General features: G+C 73.3%; 13 protein-coding genes and 9 pseudogenes. 21 read left to right on the forward strand and 1 reads right to left on the reverse strand.

Annotation, left to right across the window (positions count from 1 at the left end; all coding sequences use genetic code 11):
• Positions 1-3 precede the first annotated feature (3 nt).
• Positions 4-441 (forward strand): transcription antitermination factor NusB, encoded by a 438-nt coding sequence (gene nusB, locus QQK35_RS18530; RefSeq protein ID WP_284255479.1) that lies wholly within the window; start codon positions 4-6, stop codon positions 439-441.
• On the opposite strand, the gene QQK35_RS18535 is transcribed toward nusB, so the two are convergent.
• A complete protein-coding gene (locus QQK35_RS18535; RefSeq protein ID WP_284255480.1) occupies positions 438-809 on the reverse strand; it encodes a MarR family winged helix-turn-helix transcriptional regulator in 372 nt (123 codons plus the stop codon). The two genes, nusB and QQK35_RS18535, sit on opposite strands and share 4 nt — an antisense overlap.
• Positions 810-996: 187 nt before the next feature.
• Here QQK35_RS18535 and pyrR point away from each other — a divergent pair.
• The 20 genes and pseudogenes from pyrR to QQK35_RS18635 all read left to right on the forward strand — a co-directional run.
• A pseudogene (gene pyrR / locus QQK35_RS18540) lies at positions 997-1,538 on the forward strand (bifunctional pyr operon transcriptional regulator/uracil phosphoribosyltransferase PyrR); the annotation flags it as partial.
• Positions 1,539-1,563: 25 nt separating this feature from the next.
• Positions 1,564-2,538, forward strand: coding sequence for an aspartate carbamoyltransferase catalytic subunit (locus QQK35_RS18545; protein WP_284255481.1), 975 nt, complete (start codon positions 1,564-1,566; stop codon positions 2,536-2,538).
• Positions 2,535-3,841 (forward strand): annotated as a pseudogene (locus QQK35_RS18550) (dihydroorotase). Before QQK35_RS18545 ends, QQK35_RS18550 begins: the two are co-directional and overlap by 4 nt.
• Positions 3,825-4,340 carry a PH-like domain-containing protein gene (locus QQK35_RS18555; RefSeq protein WP_284255482.1) on the forward strand — a complete coding sequence of 172 codons (516 nt, stop codon included), beginning with the start codon at positions 3,825-3,827 and terminating at the stop codon, positions 4,338-4,340. The pseudogene QQK35_RS18550 and the gene QQK35_RS18555 overlap by 17 nt, the downstream one beginning before the upstream one ends.
• Positions 4,337-5,504: pseudogene (carA, locus tag QQK35_RS18560) on the forward strand (glutamine-hydrolyzing carbamoyl-phosphate synthase small subunit). Before QQK35_RS18555 ends, carA begins: the two are co-directional and overlap by 4 nt.
• Positions 5,505-8,823 (forward strand): annotated as a pseudogene (gene carB / locus QQK35_RS18565) (carbamoyl-phosphate synthase large subunit).
• A pseudogene (gene pyrF / locus QQK35_RS18570) lies at positions 8,820-9,616 on the forward strand (orotidine-5'-phosphate decarboxylase). Before carB ends, pyrF begins: the two co-directional pseudogenes overlap by 4 nt.
• A pseudogene (gene gmk, locus QQK35_RS18575) lies at positions 9,594-10,549 on the forward strand (guanylate kinase). Before pyrF ends, gmk begins: the two co-directional pseudogenes overlap by 23 nt.
• 41 nt (positions 10,550-10,590) lie before the next feature.
• On the forward strand, positions 10,591-10,848 hold the full coding sequence (gene rpoZ, locus QQK35_RS18580) for a DNA-directed RNA polymerase subunit omega (protein WP_284255483.1): 258 nt from the start codon (positions 10,591-10,593) through the stop codon (positions 10,846-10,848).
• Between the two features lie 21 nt (positions 10,849-10,869).
• Positions 10,870-12,054, forward strand: a complete 1,185-nt coding sequence (coaBC, locus tag QQK35_RS18585) for a bifunctional phosphopantothenoylcysteine decarboxylase/phosphopantothenate--cysteine ligase CoaBC (RefSeq protein ID WP_284255484.1) — start codon at positions 10,870-10,872, stop codon at positions 12,052-12,054.
• Between the two features lie 32 nt (positions 12,055-12,086).
• Positions 12,087-13,279, forward strand: a pseudogene (gene metK / locus QQK35_RS18590) (methionine adenosyltransferase).
• Positions 13,276-14,118, forward strand: coding sequence for a primosomal protein N' family DNA-binding protein (locus tag QQK35_RS18595; protein ID WP_284255485.1), 843 nt, complete (start codon positions 13,276-13,278; stop codon positions 14,116-14,118). Before metK ends, QQK35_RS18595 begins: the two are co-directional and overlap by 4 nt.
• Positions 14,043-15,218, forward strand: a complete 1,176-nt coding sequence (locus QQK35_RS18600; RefSeq protein ID WP_284255486.1) for a hypothetical protein — start codon at positions 14,043-14,045, stop codon at positions 15,216-15,218. Before QQK35_RS18595 ends, QQK35_RS18600 begins: the two co-directional genes overlap by 76 nt.
• Positions 15,219-15,270: 52 nt before the next feature.
• Positions 15,271-16,188, forward strand: a complete 918-nt coding sequence (gene fmt / locus QQK35_RS18605; RefSeq protein ID WP_284255765.1) for a methionyl-tRNA formyltransferase — start codon at positions 15,271-15,273, stop codon at positions 16,186-16,188.
• Positions 16,146-17,533 (forward strand): annotated as a pseudogene (locus QQK35_RS20695) (RsmB/NOP family class I SAM-dependent RNA methyltransferase). The gene fmt and the pseudogene QQK35_RS20695 overlap by 43 nt, the downstream one beginning before the upstream one ends.
• Before the next feature lie 32 nt (positions 17,534-17,565).
• Positions 17,566-18,222 carry a ribulose-phosphate 3-epimerase gene (rpe, locus tag QQK35_RS18615; RefSeq protein WP_284255487.1) on the forward strand — a complete coding sequence of 219 codons (657 nt, stop codon included), beginning with the start codon at positions 17,566-17,568 and terminating at the stop codon, positions 18,220-18,222.
• Positions 18,219-18,395 (forward strand): NUDIX domain-containing protein, encoded by a 177-nt coding sequence (locus QQK35_RS20805; protein WP_284255488.1) that lies wholly within the window; start codon positions 18,219-18,221, stop codon positions 18,393-18,395. The genes rpe and QQK35_RS20805 overlap by 4 nt, the downstream gene beginning before the upstream one ends.
• Positions 18,329-18,565 (forward strand): annotated as a pseudogene (locus tag QQK35_RS18625) (NUDIX domain-containing protein); the annotation flags it as partial. The gene QQK35_RS20805 and the pseudogene QQK35_RS18625, both read left to right, overlap by 67 nt.
• A gap of 129 nt (positions 18,566-18,694) precedes the next feature.
• On the forward strand, positions 18,695-19,063 hold the full coding sequence (locus QQK35_RS18630) for an FKBP-type peptidyl-prolyl cis-trans isomerase (RefSeq protein WP_284255767.1): 369 nt from the start codon (positions 18,695-18,697) through the stop codon (positions 19,061-19,063).
• A gap of 17 nt (positions 19,064-19,080) precedes the next feature.
• Positions 19,081-19,344: a phosphoribosyl-ATP diphosphatase gene (locus tag QQK35_RS18635; protein ID WP_284255489.1), complete on the forward strand. Its 264-nt coding sequence runs from the start codon at positions 19,081-19,083 to the stop codon at positions 19,342-19,344.
• Positions 19,345-19,349: the final 5 nt, after the last annotated feature.

A 19,349-nucleotide genomic window follows, 5' to 3' on the forward strand; every position in this document is an offset into this window, starting at 1 on the left:
CGCGTGAGCGCTCGAAGCAAGGCGCGCAAGCGCGCCCTCGACATCCTCTACGGCGCCGATCTGCGCGACCTGCCGATCGAGCAGCTGCTCGCCGAGGAATCCGCGCGCGCCGCCGCGCGCCCCGAGCGCGGCTCGTCGTGGCCCTATGCGCGCGCGATCGTCGAGGGCGTGGCCGAGCACCGCGACGAACTCGATCGCGTCATCGTCGAGAATGCGCACGGCTGGGCCCTGGACCGGATGCCGGTGCTCGACCGCGCGATCGCGCGGATCGGCGCGTGGGAGATCCTCTACAACGACGAGGTGCCCGACGCGGTCGCGATCGCCGAGTCGGTCGAGTCGGCGACCGTGCTCAGCACCGACGACTCGGCCGGGTTCCTCAACGGGCTCCTGGGGGCGATCGCCCGCGCGAAGACGGCAGAGACCGGCGGCCCTCGCGACTAGACGGGATCGTCGGTGCCGAGCGTCGCCAGGTGCTCGAGCGCCGGGAGCGCCGTCTGCAGCGCCGCGCGATCCGCGGGGTCGAGCCGCGCGATCAGCCCGGCGAGGATGTCGGCACGGGCCGAGCGGGCGCGCAGCACCTCGTGCTCGCCCTCGGCGGTCACCGAGACGAGGATCGAGCGGCGGTCGTCGGGGTTGCCGGTGCGGGTCACGAGGCCGCGATCCTCGAGGTCGCGCAGGGTGCGCGTCATCGTGGGGGCGCTCACGAATTCGCGCTGCGCCAGGTCGCCCGGCCGGATGGGGCCGACCCGGAACACGGTCGCGAGTGCGTTGAGATGGCCCTGGCCGAGTCCCTCGCCGGCGGCGAGCATGCGGCGATTCGCACGGCCGATCGCGAAGGAGAGGGAGCGCGCCAGGGCGGCGGAGGTTTCGTCGGGGGCGTCGCCATGCGCCCAGCGTATTGGGCCCTGCCCCGGGAACGCGTGCAGCGGCTGCTAGGCTCGCTCTCGACCACGACGTCCTTTAAGTCCGTCCCGAGAGGCGGGGAAGGAGGTCAGGATGCCGGCACGTCCCGTGCTGCAGCAGGCTGACATCGAGCGCGCGATCACGCGTATCGCTCACGAGATCCTCGAGGCTTCGCCGGTCGACCCGGATGCCGTCCCCGGTCCGCTCGTCCTTCTCGGCATCCCCACCCGGGGCGTCGTGCTCGCCGAGCGCCTGGGCGCGGTGCTGGAGCGCTTGCGACCCGGCCACGCCGCGATCGGCGCCCTCGACGTGACGATGTACCGCGACGACCTCGCGCGCCAGCCCACCCGCACGCCGCAGCCCACCCGGGTGCCCCCGCGGGCATCGACGGAGCCACGGTCGTGCTCGTCGACGACGTCCTGTTCTCGGGCCGCACGATCCGCGCCGCCCTCGACGCGATCAACGACCTCGGGCGGCCGCGCGCCGTGCGGCTGGCCGTGCTCGTCGACCGCGGCCATCGCGAGCTGCCGATCCGCCCCGACTTCGTCGGCAAGAACCTGCCGTCGGCACCCGGCGAGCGTGTCAACGTGCGCCTGACCGAGCTCGACGGCGTCGACGAGGTCGTCGTCGGAGCGAGCGACGGCGCAGAGGGGTGGCGCGGTGAGGCACCTGCTCAGCGTGCGCGACCTCTCGCGCGACGAGGCGGTCGGCATCCTGGACGTCGCCGAGGACATGGCCGCCGTCGCCACCCGCGCCGTGCCGAAGCTGCCGACGCTGCGCGGGCGCACGGTCGCGAACCTGTTCTTCGAGGACTCGACCCGCACCCGGCTGAGCTTCGAGGCCGCGGCCAAGCGGCTGTCGGCCGACGTCATCACCTTCACCGCCAAGGGCTCCAGCGTCTCCAAGGGCGAGAGCCTCAAGGACACCGCCCAGACGGTGGCGGCGATGGGCGTGGATGCCGTCGTCATCCGCCACGGGGCATCCGGGGCGGCGCGCACCCTCGCGGACGGCGACTGGATCGACGCGGCGGTCGTGAACGCCGGCGACGGCACGCACGAGCATCCCACCCAGGCGCTGCTCGACGCGTACACGATGCGCAAGACCCGGCACGGCGATGCGTCGCGCGGGCGCGACCTCGAGGGCCTGCGCGTCACCATCGTCGGCGACGTGCTGCACTCGCGCGTGGCCCGATCCAATGCCTGGCTGCTGGCGACGCTCGGCGCGCGCGTGCACCTCGTCGGCCCCGGCACGCTGCTGCCGCCGGGGGTCGCGGGATGGCCGGTCAGCACCGGGACCGACCTCGATGCGGCCCTGGCCGGGGAGCCCTGGGGCGAGCACCCGGATGCCGTCATGATGCTGCGCATCCAGAGCGAGCGGATGCACGACGCGTTCTTCCCCAACGAGCGCGAGTACACCCGGGAGTGGGGCCTCGACGAGGCCCGGTTCGCCCGGCTGCCCGCCGATACGATGGTGATGCACCCCGGCCCGATGAACCGCGGTCTCGAGATCTCGTCCGCGGCGGCCGACTCGGCCCGCTCGGTCGTGCTCGACCAGGTGACGAACGGGGTGTCGATACGGATGGCGGTGCTCTACCTCGTGCTCGGTGCGGGCGGACGCAAGGAGGGCGCCTCATGAGCGCGCTCGTCATCTCCGGCGCGACGCTGCCGGACGGAACCCGGCGCGACCTCGTCGTCGACGGCGGCGTCTTCGTCGACGACGCACCGGCGGGGGCCATCCGGATCGACGCCGACGGCCTGCAGGCGCTGCCCGGCCTCGTCGACCTGCACACCCACCTGCGCGAACCCGGTTTCGAGCAGAGCGAGACCGTGCTGAGCGGCACCCGCGCGGCAGCGGCCGGCGGCTTCACGGCGGTGCACGCGATGGCCAACACGTTCCCCGTGCAGGACACGGCGGGCGTGGTCGAGCAGGTCGCGTCGCTCGGTGCGCAGCACGGCTACGCGACGGTGCGGCCGGTCGGCGCGGTCACGGTCGGGCTCGAGGGCCGGCGGCTCGCGGAGATCGGCGCCATGGCACGATCCCGCGCCGCGGTGCGGATGTTCAGCGACGACGGGAAGTGCGTCGCCGACGCGCTGCTCATGCGCCGCGCACTCGAGTACGTGGCCGGTTTCGACGGCGTCGTGGCGCAGCACGCGCAGGAGCCGCGCCTCACCGAGGGCGCGCAGATGAACGAGGGCGAGCTGAGCTCCGAGCTCGGGCTCGCCGGCTGGCCGGGCGTCGCCGAGGAGGCGATCATCGCCCGCGACGTGCTGCTCGCCGACCAGGTCGGCGCGCGCCTGCACGTGTGCCACGTCTCGACCGCCGGCAGCGTCGAGGTGCTGCGCTGGGCCAAGGGCCGCGGGATCGCCGTGACCGCCGAGGTCACACCCCACCATCTGCTGCTGACCGAGCAGCTCGCCGCGTCGTACGACGCCCGGTACAAGGTCAACCCGCCGCTGCGCTCCACCGAGGATGTGGCGGCCGTGCGTGCGGCGCTGGCCGACGGCACGATCGACATCGTGGCGACCGACCACGCCCCGCATCCGGTGGAGAGCAAGGAGGCGGCCTGGGCCGAGGCGAGCTTCGGCATGGTCGGACTGGAGTCCGCCCTCAGCGTCGTGCAGGCGGCGATGGTCGACACCGGACTGCTCGGCTGGGTCGATGTCGCGCGCGTGCTCTCGTCGGCCCCGGCGGCGATCGGGCGGCTGGGGGTTACGACGCGCCGTTCGCTCTCGGCAGCCCGGCGCACCTGACCCTCGTCGACCCCGCGGCGCGACGCGCGTTCTCGATCGAGAACCTGCACGGACGCAGCGTCAACTCGCCCTACCTCGGCACCGAGCTGCCGGGTCGCGTCGTCGCGACCGTGCACGGCGGCGTGCCGACGGTGCTCGACGGGCACCTGCGTCCGGAGGAGGAGGTGGCGCGTGCCAGCGCTCACTGACGGCATGTTCCTCGACGCCGCGGTCGTGATCGTCGTCCTGGTGCTCGTCTTCACCGGGATGGCGCTCGGCTGGCGCGCGCGCCGCCGCCGGCAGGCCGATGTCGCGAAACCCGCGGCACCGCCCGCCGAACTCGGCGACGTCGAGCTGCGCGTCGACCTGTTCTACGTCGCGACCACGCCGGCCGACGCCCCGCTGGAGCGCATCACCGTGCACGGGCTGGGATTCCGGGGCCGCGCCGAGATCACGGTCGCCGCGGTCGGCATCCGGCTCGACATCGCGGGCGAGCGACCCGCCTTCATCCCCGCGGTCGACCTCCGTGGCGTGGGACGCGCGACCTGGACCATCGACCGGGCCGTCGGCGGCTCCGGGCTGGTGTTCGTGCGCTGGATGCTGGGAGAGGCCGAGGTCGACAGCTACCTGCGACCCGACGACCCGGCGGCGCTGGTCGCCGCGATTCAGGACCTGATCCCCACCGACCGGAAGAAGGAGGTCGCGTGAGCGCCACCCCGAACGACGGAGCCGTGCTCGTGCTCGAGGACGGCACGCGCTACACCGGACGCGCCTACGGCGCCCGCGGTCGCACACTCGGCGAAGCCGTGTTCGCGACCGGGATGACGGGCTACCAGGAGACGCTGACCGATCCGAGCTACGCCGGGCAGATCGTCGTGCAGACCGCGCCGCACATCGGCAACACCGGCGTCAACGACGAGGACCCCGAGTCACGTCGCATCTGGGTGGCCGGCTACGTGGTGCGCGACCCCTCGCGCATCGTCAGCAACTTCCGGGCGACCCGGTCGCTCGACGACGACCTGACCCAGAACGGCATCGTCGGCATCCGCGGCATCGACACCCGTGCCCTCACGCGCCACCTGCGCGACCGGGGGCGATGCGGGCGGGCGTCTTCTCCGGACCGGATGCCGCGCTCGACGCCGACGCCCACCTGGCGATCGTGCGCGAGGCCCCCGAGATGACCGGCCGCAACCTCTCGGCCGAGGTCTCGGTTCTCGCCGACACGGTCACACCCGCGCAGGGGGAGCGGATCGGCAACCTCGCCATCCTGGATCTCGGTATCAAGCAGGCGACGGTCGACAATCTCGCGCGCCGCGGCTTCGAGGTGCACGTGCTGCCGCAGAGCTCGACGCTGCAGGACGTGCTCGCGGTCGATCCGGTCGCGGTCTTCTACTCGAACGGACCGGGCGACCCCGGTGCGTCCGACGAGCACGTCGCGCTGCTGCGCGGTGTGCTCGACGCGGGCCTGCCGTTCTTCGGCATCTGCTTCGGCAACCAGCTGCTCGGACGGGCGCTCGGCTTCGGCACCTACAAGCTGCCGTTCGGGCACCGCGGGATCAACCAGCCGGTGCTCGACCGCCTCACCGGCCGGGTCGAGATCACAGCGCACAACCACGGCTTCGCGGTCGACGCGCCGCTGGACGGCGCGGTCGAGAGCCCGAACGGCTACGGCCGGGTCGAGGTGAGCCACGTCGACCTCAACGATCAGGTGGTCGAGGGCTGCGCGCGCTCGACATCCCCGCCTTCTCGGTGCAGTACCACCCGGAGGCCGCGGGCGGACCGCACGACGCCAACTACCTCTTCGACCGGTTCGTGGACATGGTCGTCGCTCATCAGTCAGGGAATCCTGGCCGGAAGGAGGGCACGGCCTAGATGCCCAAGCGCCCCGACATCACCAGCGTCCTCGTCATCGGGTCCGGCCCCATCGTGATCGGCCAGGCGGCCGAATTCGACTACTCGGGCACCCAGGCCTGCCGTGTGCTCCGCGCGGAGGGTGCGCGTCATCCTGGTCAACCCGAACCCGGCGACGATCATGACCGACCCCGACTTCGCCGACGCGACCTACATCGAGCCGATCACCAACGAGGCGCTCGAGGCGATCATCGCAAAGGAGCGCCCGGATGCGGTGCTCCCGACCCTCGGCGGCCAGACCGCGCTCAACGCGGCCATCGCGCTGGAGGAGGCGGGCATCCTGGACAGGTACGGCGTCGAGCTGATCGGGGCGAAGGTCGACGCCATCAAGAAGGGCGAGGACCGGCAGATCTTCAAGGAGCTCGTGCTCGAGTGCGGGGCCGAGGTGGCCCGCAGCCACATCGTGCACACGCTCGACGAGGCCCTCGCCGCGGCGGACGACCTCGGCTACCCGATGGTGGTGCGCCCCAGCTTCACGATGGGCGGCCTCGGCTCCGGGTTCGCCTACACGCACGACGAGCTGGTGCGGATGGTGGGCGACGGCCTGCACCAGTCTCCGACCACCGAGGTGCTCCTCGAGGAGTCGATCCTCGGCTGGAAGGAGTACGAGCTCGAGCTCATGCGCGATCAGGCCGACAACACGGTGGTGGTCTGCTCGATCGAGAACGTCGACCCGGTCGGCGTGCACACCGGCGACTCGATCACCGTGGCGCCGGCGCTCACCCTGACCGACCGCGAGTACCAGCGCCTGCGCGACATCGGCATCGACATCATCCGCGCGGTCGGCGTCGACACCGGGGGCTGCAACATCCAGTTCGCGGTCGAGCCGTCCACGGGCCGGGTGATCGTGATCGAGATGAACCCGCGGGTCTCGCGCAGCTCCGCGCTCGCCTCGAAGGCGACCGGATTCCCGATCGCCAAGATCGCCGCCAAGCTCGCGATCGGCTACCGGCTCGACGAGATCCCGAACGACATCACGAAAGTCACCCCGGCGAGCTTCGAGCCCACGCTCGACTACGTCGTCGTCAAGGTGCCGCGGTTCGCGTTCGAGAAGTTCCCCTCGGCGGATGCCACCCTCACCACGACGATGAAGAGCGTCGGCGAGGCCATGGCCATCGGCCGCAACTACGCGACCGCGCTGCAGAAGGCACTGCGCTCGCTCGAGAAACGCGGCAGCAGCTTCCACTGGCTCGGCGAGCCGGCACCGAAGGCCGAGCTGATCGAGCTCGCCAAGACCCCCACCGACGGCCGCATCGTGACCGTGCAGCAGGCGCTGCGCGCCGGGGCCACGATCGACGAGCTCTACATCGCGACCGGGATCGACCCGTGGTTCCTCGACCAGATCGTGCTCATCAACGAGGTCGCGGCCGAGGTGGCGAGCCTTCGCCCGTTCGACCGTGCGCTGCTCGAGCTCGCGAAGGACCACGGCTTCTCCGACACCCAGATCGCGCAGCTGCGCGGACTCACCGAGCAGGAGGTGCGCAACGTCCGCTGGCAGGCGGGCGTGCGGCCGGTGTACAAGACGGTCGACACCTGCGCGGGGGAGTTCCCGGCCTACACGCCGTACCACTACTCGAGCTACGACCTCGAGACCGAGGTGGAGCCGTCGGCCGGGCGCAAGGTCATCATCCTGGGCTCCGGGCCCAACCGCATCGGGCAGGGCATCGAGTTCGACTACTCGTGCGTGCACGCGAGCTTCGCGCTGCACGACGCCGGCTACGAGACGGTCATGATCAACTGCAATCCGGAGACGGTGTCGACCGACTACGACACGAGCGACCGGCTGTACTTCGAGCCGCTCACGCTCGAGGACGTGCTGGAGGTCATCCACGCGGAGTCGCAGTCGGGCCAGCTCGTGGGCGTCATCGTGCAGCTCGGCGGCCAGACCGCACTGGGGCTCGCGAAGGGCCTCGAGGCGGCCGGCGTGCCGATCCTCGGCACGACCCCGTCGGCGATCGACCTGGCGGAGGAGCGCGGGCTGTTCGCGGGGATCCTGCACGACGCGCAGGTGCTCGCGCCGAAGAACGGCACCGCGACCGATGCGCCGAGCGCCGTGCGGGTCGCCGAGTCGATCGGCTATCCGGTGCTCGTGCGTCCGTCGTACGTGCTCGGCGGCCGCGGCATGGAGATCGTCTACTCGACGCCCGCGCTCGAGGACTACTTCGACCGGGTGCGCAGCGAGGCCATGATCGGTCCCGGATCGCCGCTGCTCGTCGACCGCTTCCTCGACGACGCGATCGAGATCGACGTCGACGCGCTCTACGACGGATCCCGGCTCTACATCGGCGGCGTCATGGAGCACATCGAGGAGGCCGGCGTGCACTCCGGCGACTCGGCGTGCACCCTCCCGCCCGTCACCCTCGGCCGCGACATCATCGAGCAGGTGGTCGAGGCCACCCGCCGCATCGCCGAGGGCATCGGGGTTCGGGGACTGCTCAATGTGCAGTTCGCGATCGGGGCAGGCGTGCTCTACGTGCTCGAGGCGAACCCGCGGGCCTCGCGCACCGTGCCGTTCGTGTCCAAGGCGCTCGGCATCCCGCTCGCCAAGGCGGCGTCGCTCATCATGGTGGGCCGTTCGATCGCCGACCTCGTGCACGACGGGCTGCTGCCGGAGCACGACGGCTCGTCGGTGCCGCTGGATGCCCCGGTCGCCGTGAAGGAGGCCGTGCTGCCCTTCAAGCGGTTCCGCACCCGCGAGGGCCATGTCGTCGACTCGGTGCTCGGACCCGAGATGCGCTCCACCGGCGAGGTCATGGGCATCGACACCGACTTCCCGCGCGCGTTCGCGAAGAGCCAGGATGCCGCCTACGGCGGTCTGCCCGACAGCGGCACGGTCTTCGTCTCGGTGGCCGACCGGGACAAGCGCGCGGTCGTGCTGCCCGTCCTGCGCCTGACCCAGCTCGGGTTCGACATCGTGGCGACCGAGGGCACCGCCGAGGTGCTCGCACGCAACGGCATCCGGGCGACGACGGTGCGCAAGTACTTCCAGGGCCAGGTCGTGCAACCGGGCGATCCCTCGGTGGTCGATCTCATCAACGAGGGCCGGATCGACATGGTGATCAACACGCCGTCGGGCCGCAGCGCGCGGGCCGACGGCATCGAGATCCGCACGGCGACGGTCGCGGCCGACAAGCCGCTGTTCACGACGATCGCCCAGCTCGGCGCCGCGGTCGCGTCGTTCGAGGCCCACAACCGTGCCATCCGGGTGCGCAGCCTGCAGGATTACGCCCGGGATCGGGCCGAGCGCGCCGAGCGCGCCGCGGCGGCGGTCGTCTCGTGAGCTTCCGCGATCGGCTCGGCGCCGCCATCGCGGCGCACGGGCACCTCTGCGTCGGGATCGACCCGCACGCGGAGCTGCTGCGCTCCTGGGGGCTCGAGGATTCCGCGGCCGGCGCGCGGGAGCTCGGGCTGCGGGTCGTGGCGGCGACCGCCGGCGTCGCGGGCGTCGTGAAGCCGCAGGCGGCGTTCTTCGAGCGGCACGGCGCTGACGGCGCCGCCGCCCTGGTCGAGGTGCTCGCGTCGGCACGCGCAGCCGGCCTGTTCGTGCTGGCCGACGCGAAGCGCGGAGACATCGGCTCGACGATGGACGCGTACGCCGAGGGCTGGCTGACTCCGGGGCGGATCTCGAGGCCGATGCCATGACCGTGTCGCCCTACCTCGGCGTCGGCGCGTTGACCCCCGCCTTCGAGCGGGCGGACGCGGCCGGCAAGGGGCTGTTCGTGCTCGCCGCCACCTCCAACCCCGAGGCGGCGCCCCTGCAGGGTGCACTCCTGCGGGACGGCCGCAGCGTCGCGCGCGCGGTCGTCGACGAGGTGCGTGCACGCGGGCACGGCGTCGTGATCGGGGCGACCGGAGCACTCGTCGCTGTCGGGCTGGACCGCGACGACCTGATCGGGATGCCGATCCTCGCCCCCGGCCACGGCGCTCAGGGGGCGCGCCTCGTCGACGCGCGCGCCCGCTTCGGTGATGCGGCGGACCTCGTGCTCGCCTCCGCCTCCCGCAGCATCCTGCGGGCGGGTCCGGACGGGCTCTCCGACGCGATCGCGGCGCATGCGGCGGAGGCGCAGTGGTAGACGAGACCCCCGCATCGACCGCCGGGGCGGCACACCGCCCGAGGTCGACCGCGCCGCCGCATCGCGGGCCGCGATCGCCGCCCGCCGGGCCCGGGCGGCGGTCAAGCACGACGTCGCCATCCGGGCGCGCCGGGCCATCGACGTCGCCGAGGCCGCGTGGGCGGGCGAGCTCACGGCCCCGGAGGCGGCGATGCGCGTGCGGGAGCTGCTTCTCAGCATCCCGAACGTCGGCCCGACCAAGACCGATCGGGTCATGGCCGAGCTCGGGATCGCACGCTCCAAGAAGATCGGGGGCTCGGCGTCCGGCAGCGCGATCGGCTGCGCGTCTGGCTCATCGGCCGCGAGCGGCAGAGCCGCCCGCGCGGGGCCGGCACACCCGACCGCAGCCGGCTCGTCGTGCTCGCCGGTCCGACGGCGGTCGGCAAGGGCACGGTGTCGCAGTACATCCGGGCGAACTACCCGGACGTGCTGCTGAGCATCTCCGCGACCACGCGCCCGCCGCGACCGGGCGAGGTCGACGGGCAGCACTACTACTTCGTGAGCGACGCCGAGTTCGACCGGATGATCGCCGACCACGAGTTCCTGGAATGGGCGACGGTGCACAACGCCTACCGCTACGGCACGCCGCGACCGCCGATCGAGCGTGCGCTGGCGGCCGGTCGCAGCGTGCTGCTGGAGATCGACCTGCAGGGCGCGCGATCCGTGCGAGCGGCTATGCCGGAGGCGCTGCTGGTGTTCCTGCTGCCGCCCAGCTGGGAGGAGCTCGTGCGCCGACTGGTCGGGCGCGGCACCGAGAGCCCGGTCGAGCAGGCGCGGCGGCTCGAGACCGCGAAGGTCGAGCTGCAGGCCCAGGATGAGTTCGACGTCAAGGTCGTGAACCGCGACGTCGGCCAAGCGGCGCACGAGGTCGTAGAATTGCTCGAAGTGCCCTGATCGACCTCGACGGGCGCTGACGACCTCGCAAGGAGCATCCCATGGCCGACAAGAACTCCGGCATCATCGACCCGCCGATCGATGAGCTGCTCTCGCGCGTCGACTCGAAGTACCAGCTGGTCATCTTCGCGTCGAAGCGTGCGCGTCAGATCAACGACTACTACGCCGACCTGCACGAGGGCTCGCTCTTCGACAACGTGGGTCCGCTCGTCGACTCGACGATCGACGACAAGCCGCTCTCCGTGGCGCTGCACGAGATCAACGAGGACAAGCTCGTCCTCAAGCCGATCGCCGAGTAGGACGCGGCGCGCCCCACGGGTATGAAGATCGTCGTCGGCGTCGCCGGCGGGATCGCGGCGTACAAGACCGTCGGTCTCGTGCGAGAGCTCGTGCTCGCCGGTCACGATGTGCACGTGGTGCCGACCGCCTCGGCGCTGCGATTCGTCGGGGCGCCCACCTGGGAGGCGATCAGCCGCAACGACGTCACGAGCGACCTGTTCGATCACGTCGCCGAGGTGCGCCACGTCGCGCTCGGGCAGAGCGCGGAACTCATCATCGTCGCGCCGGCGACCGCGCACACCCTCGCCAAGCTGGCCGCGGGGCTCTCCGACGACCTGCTGGGCACGACGATCCTCGCGTCCGAGGCGCCGCTCGTCGTGGCGCCCGCCATGCACACCGAGATGTGGCGCAACGCCGCGACGCAGGCGAACGTCGCGACGCTCGTGGCGCGCGGCATCCGCATCGTGGGTCCGGCCGACGGGCAGCTGACCGGTACCGACTCGGGACCGGGCCGGATGTCGGAGCCGCACGAGATCGCCGAGGCGGCCCTCGCGGTCGCCGGCTCCCACGCCCGGCACGACCTGGCGGGTCGCCGGATTGTCGTGACGGCGGGCGGCACCCGTGAGCCGCTGGACCCCGTGCGCTTCATCGGCAACCGCTCCACCGGCCGGCAGGGCGTCGAGCTCGCGCGCGCGGCCGCGCGGCGCGGCGCCGAGGTCACGCTGATCGCCGCCAACCTCGAGGTGCCCGCCGACGGACTCCGGGTGCAGCACGTCTCGACGACGGCGGAGCTGCAGGAGGCCGCGCTGCTGTCGGCCCAGACCGCGGACGTCGTCATCATGGCCGCCGCGGTCGCGGACTACCGTCCCGACTCGGTGGCCGACGAGAAGATCAAGAAGGACGTCCAGGGCGACGAGCTCGCGCTGCGGCTCGTGCGCAACCCCGACATCCTGCACGAGCTCTCCGCCGCGCGGCGGGCGGGGCAGGTCGTGGTGGGGTTCGCCGCCGAGACGGAGCGCGACCCGGAGCGGCAGCTCGAGCTCGGCCGCGCCAAGATCGCCCGCAAGGGGTGCGACTTCCTCGTCCTCAACAGGGTCGGGTGGTCCGAGGGCTTCGGCACCGCGACCAACGCGGTCACGGTGCTCGCGGCATCCGGCGATATCGTGGCCGAGGCGAGCGGCAGCAAGGCGTCGGTCGCCGACCGTATCCTCGACGTGCTCGCCTGACCGGCGGGCTCCGCCCCCATCAGAAGGTCCCCGTGAGCGATCTGCGCCTCTTCACGTCCGAGTCCGTCACGGAAGGGCACCCGGACAAGATCTGCGACCAGATCAGCGACAGCATCCTCGACGCGATGCTCGCGCAGGATCCGCACGCGCGCGTCGCCGTGGAGACCCTCGTGACGACGGGACTCGTGCACGTGGCGGGCGAGGTCAGCACGAGCGGCTACGTCGACATCCCGTCGATCGTGCGTAACCGCATCACCGCGCTCGGCTACGACTCGTCCGACGTGTGGTTCGACGGGCGCTCCTGCGGCGTCGAGATCTCGATCGGCGGCCAGTCGCCCGACATCGCCCTCGGGGTCGACACGGCGCTCGAGACGCGCGTGGGCTCCAGCGCCGACGAGCTCGACCGCCAGGGCGCCGGCGATCAGGGCATCATGTTCGGCTACGCGGTGCGCGAGACCCCCAGCTCATGCCGCTGCCGATCTGGCTTGCCCACCGGCTCGCGGAGCGCCTCGCCGAGGTGCGCAAGGCGGGGGAGGTGGACTACCTGCGCCCGGACGGCAAGACCCAGGTGACCGTCGGCTACGACGGCGCGGTCCCGCGCTCCATCGAGGCGATCGTGCTGTCGGCTCAGCACTCGCCGCGGGTGAGCACCAAGCAGCTCGAGGCGGAGCTCATCGAGCTCGTGATCCGTCCGGTGCTCGATCGGGTCGATCTGCCGTGGGAGAACGCGCAGCGCTACATCAACCCGACCGGCCGGTTCGAGATCGGCGGCCCGCAGGGCGATGCCGGCCTCACCGGCCGCAAGATCATCGTCGACACCTACGGCGGCGCGGCGCGGCACGGCGGCGGCGCGTTCAGCGGCAAGGACCCGTCGAAGGTCGACCGTTCCGCGGCCTACGCCCTGCGCTGGGTGGCGAAGAACGTCGTCGCGGCCGGTCTCGCCGACCGGGTGGAGGTGCAGGTCGCGTACGCGATCGGCACGGCGTCGCCGGTGGGGCTCTACGTCGAGACGTTCGGAACGGCCGCCGTGCCCGACGAGCGGATCATCGCCGCGATCCGCGAGGTGTTCGACCTGCGTCCCGCCGCGATCATCCGCGACCTCGACCTGCTGCGCCCGATCTACACGCCGACGGCGAGCTACGGCCACTTCGGCCGCGAGCTGCCCGACTTCACCTGGGAGCGCACCGACCGGGTCGACCAGCTGCGGGCGGTCGCTCAGCCGTGAGCGCGATCGCGCGGGTCCTCGTCGACTCGTCGCTGCCGCAGCTCGACCGGCTGCTCGACTACCGCGTGCCGGACGGATTCGAGGTCGCCCCGGGGGTGCGCGTCTCGGTGCCGCTGCGCTCCGCGGGCCGGCGGGCCGACGGGTTCGTCGTCGAGCTCGCCGACCAGCAGGCGTTCCCGGGACCGCTCAGCGATCTCGCGGCCGTCGTGTCGCCGGTTCCCGTGCTGAGGCCCGAGGTGTGGCGGCTGGCACGCGCGGTGGCCGATCGCGCGGCGGGTTCGGCGTCCGACGTGCTGCGACACGCCATCCCGACCCGGCAGGTGCGCGTCGAGAAGGCCTGGCTGGCCCGCGGCGAGGAGCCGGCCGCTCCGGCGATCGCTGCACCCGGACTGCCGGAGTACCCGGACGATCTCGTGCGCGCCCTCGCGGCGCACGAGCGGCTGGCGCTGCGGGTGCCGACCGGGGTGGAACGCATCGGCGACGCCTGGGCCGGGCGCTGGGCGTCGGTGCTGGCGCGGCTGGCGGCACGCACCGTCGCGGCGGGCGAGTCGGCGATCGTCGTCCTGCCCGACTACCGCGACGAGGATCAGTTCGCGGCCGCGCTCGCGCCGCTCGTGCCCGCCTCGGCGCGGGTGCGCTGGGATGCCGCCCTCAGCAATCCGGAGCGGTACCGCGGTCTGCTGCGGGCCATGGAGGCGGCGCCCGCGGTGGTCTTCGGCACCCGGGGGCGATCTACGCGCCGGCCGCCCGGCTCGGGCTCATCGTGGTCTGGGACGACGGCGACCCGCTGCTCGGCGAGCCGCTCGCGCCGTACGTGCACGCGCGGGATGCGGCCCTGATCCGGCAGGAGCAGCAGGGATCGGCGCTCGTGCTCGCCGGCCACACGCGCACGACCGACGTCGAACGGCTCGTCGAGGTCGGCTGGGTGCGCGACGCGGCGCCGGCGCGCCTGTCGCGGCCGCACGTGATCCCGACCGCCAACATCGATGCGCGGGACCGGCTCGCGGCCCGGGCGCGGATCCCTTCGGTCGCCTGGCGCGAGGCGTCCGAGGCGGCGCGCCGCGGCCCGGTCCTCGTGCAGGTCGCGCGGCCCGGCTACGCGCCGGGGCTGCGCTGCGCCGAGTGCGGCGAGGCGGCGCGGTGCCGCCGCTGCGGCGGTCCGCTCCGGCAGGCGCGGGCGGGCGGCGTGCCGTCCTGCGGGTGGTGCGGTTCGCCGGATGCCGCGTGGGCGTGCGCGACCTGCGGCGGCACCCGGCTGCGGCCGAGCGGGGCCGGTGCCACCCGCACGGCGGAGGATCTCGGACGCGCGTTCCCCGGCATCCGGATCGTCATCGCCGACGGCGAGCGGACGGTGCGCGAGGTGGGCCCCGAGCCCGCGATCGTCATCGCGACCCGCGGCGCCGAGCCGATCGCCGCGGGGGCTACCGCGCGGTGCTGCTGCTCGACGGCGACCGGATGGTGGCTCGCGCGAGTCTGCGCATCGGGGAGGACGTGCTGCGCTGGTGGACCGCGGCGAGCGCCCTGGCCGCCGACGACGCCCGGGTCGTGCTCGTCGGCGTCGGCGGCGCCCTCGCGACCGCGATGGTCACCGGCGACACCGCCGCATACGCTCGAGCCGAGCTCGCCGACCGGCGCGCCCTGCGGTTCCCGCCCGCGGTGCGGATGGCGACGCTGCAGGGCCGGCCCGACGCCGTGGCGGCCGGGGTGCGGCCCTTCCCGAGGGCGCCGAGGTGGTGGGCACGACGGCCGATGGGGACGCCGCACGCTCGATCATCCGCTTCGACTACGCGCACGGAGCGGCCGTCGCCGCCGCGCTGCGTGCCGAGGTCATCCGGCAGGCGACGGCCCGGCGCAAGCCGACCCCGGGGCACCGCGCCGGGGGCGGCAGCCGCTCCCGCTCAAGGTGCGCCTGGACGATCCGGACCCGTTCGCCGAGTGACCGGGTGCCGGTCGCGAGCCGCGGTGACCGCTAGCGTCGAGGAGTGCAGTCGTTGCGGGTCGTGTTCGCCGGGAGTCCGGCCGCCGCGGTCCCCTCGTTGCGGGCCCTGATCGCCGGACCGCACGAGGTCGTCGCGGTCGTCACCCGGGAGGACGCACCGCTCGGGCGCAAGCGGGTGCTGACACCGACCCCGGTCGCCGACCTCGCGGCGGAGCACGGCATCCCCGTCGTCAAGGCCAATCGACTGGCGGCGGTGACCGAGCGCCTGATCGCCCTGCGAGCCGACCTGGGCGTCGTGGTGGCCTACGGCGGGCTGATCCGCGAGCCGCTGCTGTCGGCCCCGCGGCTCGGCTGGATCAACCTGCACTTCTCGCTCCTGCCGCGGTGGCGCGGGGCGGCGCCCGTCCAGCGCGCCGTGATGGCCGGTGACCGGGAGACCGGGGCGGCGGTCTTCCAGCTCGTGCCGGAACTGGATGCCGGCCCGGTCTTCGCGATGCAGCGCCGCCCGATCGGTGCCCGTGAGACGGCGGGGCATCTGCTGGATGCGCTGGCCGCGGAGGGCGCGGAGCTGCTGGTCGAGGTCGTCGATGAACTGGCCTCCGGCACCGCGGTCGCGGTCGAACAGGACGGCGAGCTCACCCTCGCGCCCAAGCTCACGATCGACGACGCCCGGGTCGACTGGAGCGCCGACGCCGACGAAGTGGACGCCCGCATCCGCGGCGTCACGCCGGAGCCGGGAGCGTTCACGGAACTGGACGGCCAGCGGCTGAAGATCCTCGATGCGGTGCCGGCCCGCGGCGTCACGCCGCTGGAGCCCGGCGCGCTGGCCGTGCGCGAGGGACGCGTGCTGGTGGGCACCGGCGGCGAGCCCGTCGAGCTCGTGCTCGTCCAACCCGCGGGACGGCGCCCGATGCCGGCCGCCGACTGGTGGCGCGGCCGCCCGGCCGGGGCTCGGGACCGCGTCTCGTGAGCATCAGCCCCGCGCGACGCGTCGCGTACGGTGTGCTGCGCGCCGTGCACGACGGGGACGCGTACGCGAACCTCCTGCTGCCCTCGCGGATCCGTCAGGCTCGGCTCTCGCCGGCGGATGCCGCGCTCGCGACCGAGCTCAGCTACGGCGCACTGCGGATGCAGGGCTACGACGATCGCGTCATCGCGCTGGCGGCGGGACGGCCCGTGGAGAAGATCGACCCGGAGGTGCTCGACGCGCTGCGGCTCGGGGTGCGGCAGCTGCTCGGGATGCGGGTTCCCGCCCACGCGGCGGTCGACGAATCGGTGTCGCTCGTCACGGCCGCGGGCCGGAAGCGGGCGACCGGGTTCGCGAACGGCGTGCTGCGCACGGTCTCCCGGTCGACCCCGGATCAGTGGCGCGCGCGCGTTCTCGCGGGGCTCGATGGCGACGAGCTGCTCGCGGCCGAGTCCGCGCACCCGACCTGGGTGGTCGAGGCGTTCCGCGCCGCGCTGGCGGCCGAGGACGCCGCCGCGGAGCTGCCGGAGCTGCTGGCCGCCGACAACGTCGCCCCGCGGGTCGCGCTGGTGGCGCTGCCGGGACTCGCCGAGCCGGCGGAACTCGGTGCTCCGGGAGGCGTCTCGCCCGTGGCGGCCGCGTCGCCCGGCGGCGACCCGGCCGCGTTGCCGCCGATCGCATCCGGCCGCGCCCGGGTGCAGGACGAGGGCTCGCAGCTCGCGGCGCTCGCGCTGAGCCGCGCCCGTCCGATCTCCCCGGGGGAGCGCTGGCTCGATCTGTGCGCCGGCCCGGGCGGCAAGGCCGCACTGCTCGCGGCCGAGGCACGCCTCGGGGGAGCCGTCCTCGAGGCGAACGAGCTCATCCCGGCCCGCGCCGGGCTCGTGCGCCGCGCGCTGGAGGTGTTCGATCCGCCGCCGGTCGTGCACGAGGGCGACGCGGTCGCGTTCGGCCGGGACCATCCGGGGAGTACGACCGGATCCTGCTCGACGCGCCGTGCACGGGCCTCGGCGCGCTCCGCCGTCGCCCCGAGGCGCGCTGGCGCAAGCAGCCGTCCGACCTCGCCGAGCTCGTCCCGCTGCAGGCGGCGTTGCTGGATGCCGCCGTCGTCGCGCTGGGTCCCGGCGGGCTGCTGGCCTACGTCACGTGCTCGCCGCATCCCGCGGAGACGCGCGAGCAGGTCGCGGCGGTGCTGGGCCGGCATCCGGGGCTGCGGGCCGTCGACACCCCCGCCGTTCTCGCCGGCATCGCGACCCGCGACCTCGGCCTGCCCGCGTCGCCGAGCGCCCAGCTCTGGCCGCACCGGCACGGCACCGACGCGATGTTCATCCAACTGCTGCGCGCTGCCTGATGCGCGCCGTCCCGGCGCCGTAGGGTCGAGGCGTGAGCGTGCGGATCGAGCCGAGCATCCTCTCCGCCGACTTCGTCAACATGGAGGCGGAGCTGCAGCGGATCGCGACCGCGGACGCCGTGCACGTCGACGTCATGGACAACCACTTCGTGCCGAACCTGACCTTCGGCCCCGAGATGGTGCGGCGGGTGCAGGCCGTCTCGCCCGTGCCGCTCGACGTGCACCTCATGATCACGGATGCCGACCGCTGGGCTCCCGGATACGCGGAGCTCGGCGCGTTCTCGGTGACCTTCCACGCGGAGGCGACGGACGACCCGCTCGCACTGGCCGCGCGGCTGCGCGCGGCCGGATCCCGTGCGGGCATCGCGCTCAAGCCCGGCACGCCGGCCGACGAGGTGATCGCGCACCTGGACGCCTACGACCAGGTGCTCGTCATGACCGTGGAGCCGGGTTTCGGCGGGCAGGGATTCATGGACGACATGCTCGGCAAGATCCGCGCCGTGCGTGCGGCGATCGACGCCGCCGGCACCGGCACCTGGCTGCAGGTCGACGGCGGCATCTCGGCTGGGACCATCGCCCGTGCGGCGGCGGCGGGCGCGGACACGTTCGTCGCGGGATCGAGCGTCTACGGCGCCGAGGATCCGGCGGCCGCGATCGGCGCCCTGCGCGCGGCGGCCGCCGCGGCATGACCGAGCCGATCGACCGCAATGCGGCGCGGATCCTGCTGCGCGACGACGACGGGGCGATCCTGCTCATCCACGGCCATGACCCGCTCGAGGAGGCGGGCGGCTCCTGGTGGACCACGCCGGGCGGCGGTGTCGAGCCGGGGAGAGCGACGAGGAGGCCGCGACCCGCGAGCTGACCGAGGAGACCGGCCTCACGGGCGTGCCGCTCGGGCCCGTGGTGTGGCGCCGCGACGCCGAATTCGGCTGGAACGGCATGGTGCTGCGCCAGCACGAGGTGTATTACGCGATCCGGGTCGCGCGCTTCGAGCCCGACCGCTCCGGATGGACCGACCTGGAGCGCGGGGCGCAGGACGAGATGCGGTGGTGGACCACGGCCGAGCTGCGGACGAGCACCGAGACGATCTACCCGGAGGCCCTCGCCGACCTGCTCGACGCACTCGACCGGGCCGGTCGGAGCATGGGCTTGAATGGACCCATGGCAGACATGACCAAGCCCGAGATCGACTTCATCGAGGGCCCGGCCCCGACCGAGCTCGTCATCACCGACCTCGTCGTCGGCGACGGACCCGAGGCGACGCCCGGTGCGCGCGTCGACGTGCACTACGTGGGCGTCGACTTCGAGACCGGCGAGCAGTTCGACGCCAGCTGGGACCGCGGCGAGTCGATCGAGTTCCCGCTCGCCGGCCTCGTCCGCGGGTGGCAGGAGGGCATCCCCGGCATGCGGGTCGGCGGCCGCCGGCAGCTCGTCTGCCCACCGGCCTGGGCCTACGGCCCCGCGGGCGGCGGTCACCGGCTCTCCGGGCGGACCCTCGTGTTCGTCATCGATCTCCTGGGCGTGCGGTAGTCGGTAGCCTTGAGGGCGTGAAGACCTTCGACGAGCTGTTCGCCGAGCTCGGCGAGAAGGCGGCGGCGCGCCCCGAGGGGTCGCGCACGGTCGCTGAGCTCGATGCGGGCATCCACGCGATCGGCAAGAAGATCGTCGAGGAGGCCGCCGAGGTGTGGATGGCGGCCGAGCACGAGACCGACGAGGCCACCGCGCTCGAGGTGTCGCAGCTGCTGTACCACCTGCAGGTGCTGCTGCTCGCGAAGGGCCTGACGCCCGCGGACGTCTACCGACATCTCTGAGATCC

The organism is Pseudolysinimonas kribbensis (assembly GCF_030161895.1).
Lineage (GTDB): Bacteria > Actinomycetota > Actinomycetes > Actinomycetales > Microbacteriaceae > Pseudolysinimonas > Pseudolysinimonas kribbensis.

Excerpts from the sequence above, each read along its gene's own strand:
- coaBC (WP_284255484.1), top strand. The coding sequence starts at position 10,870 with ATGAAGATCGTCGTCGGCGTCGCCGGCGGGATCGCGGCGTACAAGACC.
- rpoZ (WP_284255483.1), top strand. The coding sequence starts at position 10,591 with ATGGCCGACAAGAACTCCGGCATCATCGACCCGCCGATCGATGAGCTG.
- QQK35_RS20805 (WP_284255488.1), top strand. The coding sequence starts at position 18,219 with ATGACCGAGCCGATCGACCGCAATGCGGCGCGGATCCTGCTGCGCGAC.
- QQK35_RS18630 (WP_284255767.1), top strand. The coding sequence starts at position 18,695 with ATGGCAGACATGACCAAGCCCGAGATCGACTTCATCGAGGGCCCGGCC.
- QQK35_RS18535 (WP_284255480.1), bottom strand. The coding sequence starts at position 809 with ATGCTCGCCGCCGGCGAGGGACTCGGCCAGGGCCATCTCAACGCACTC.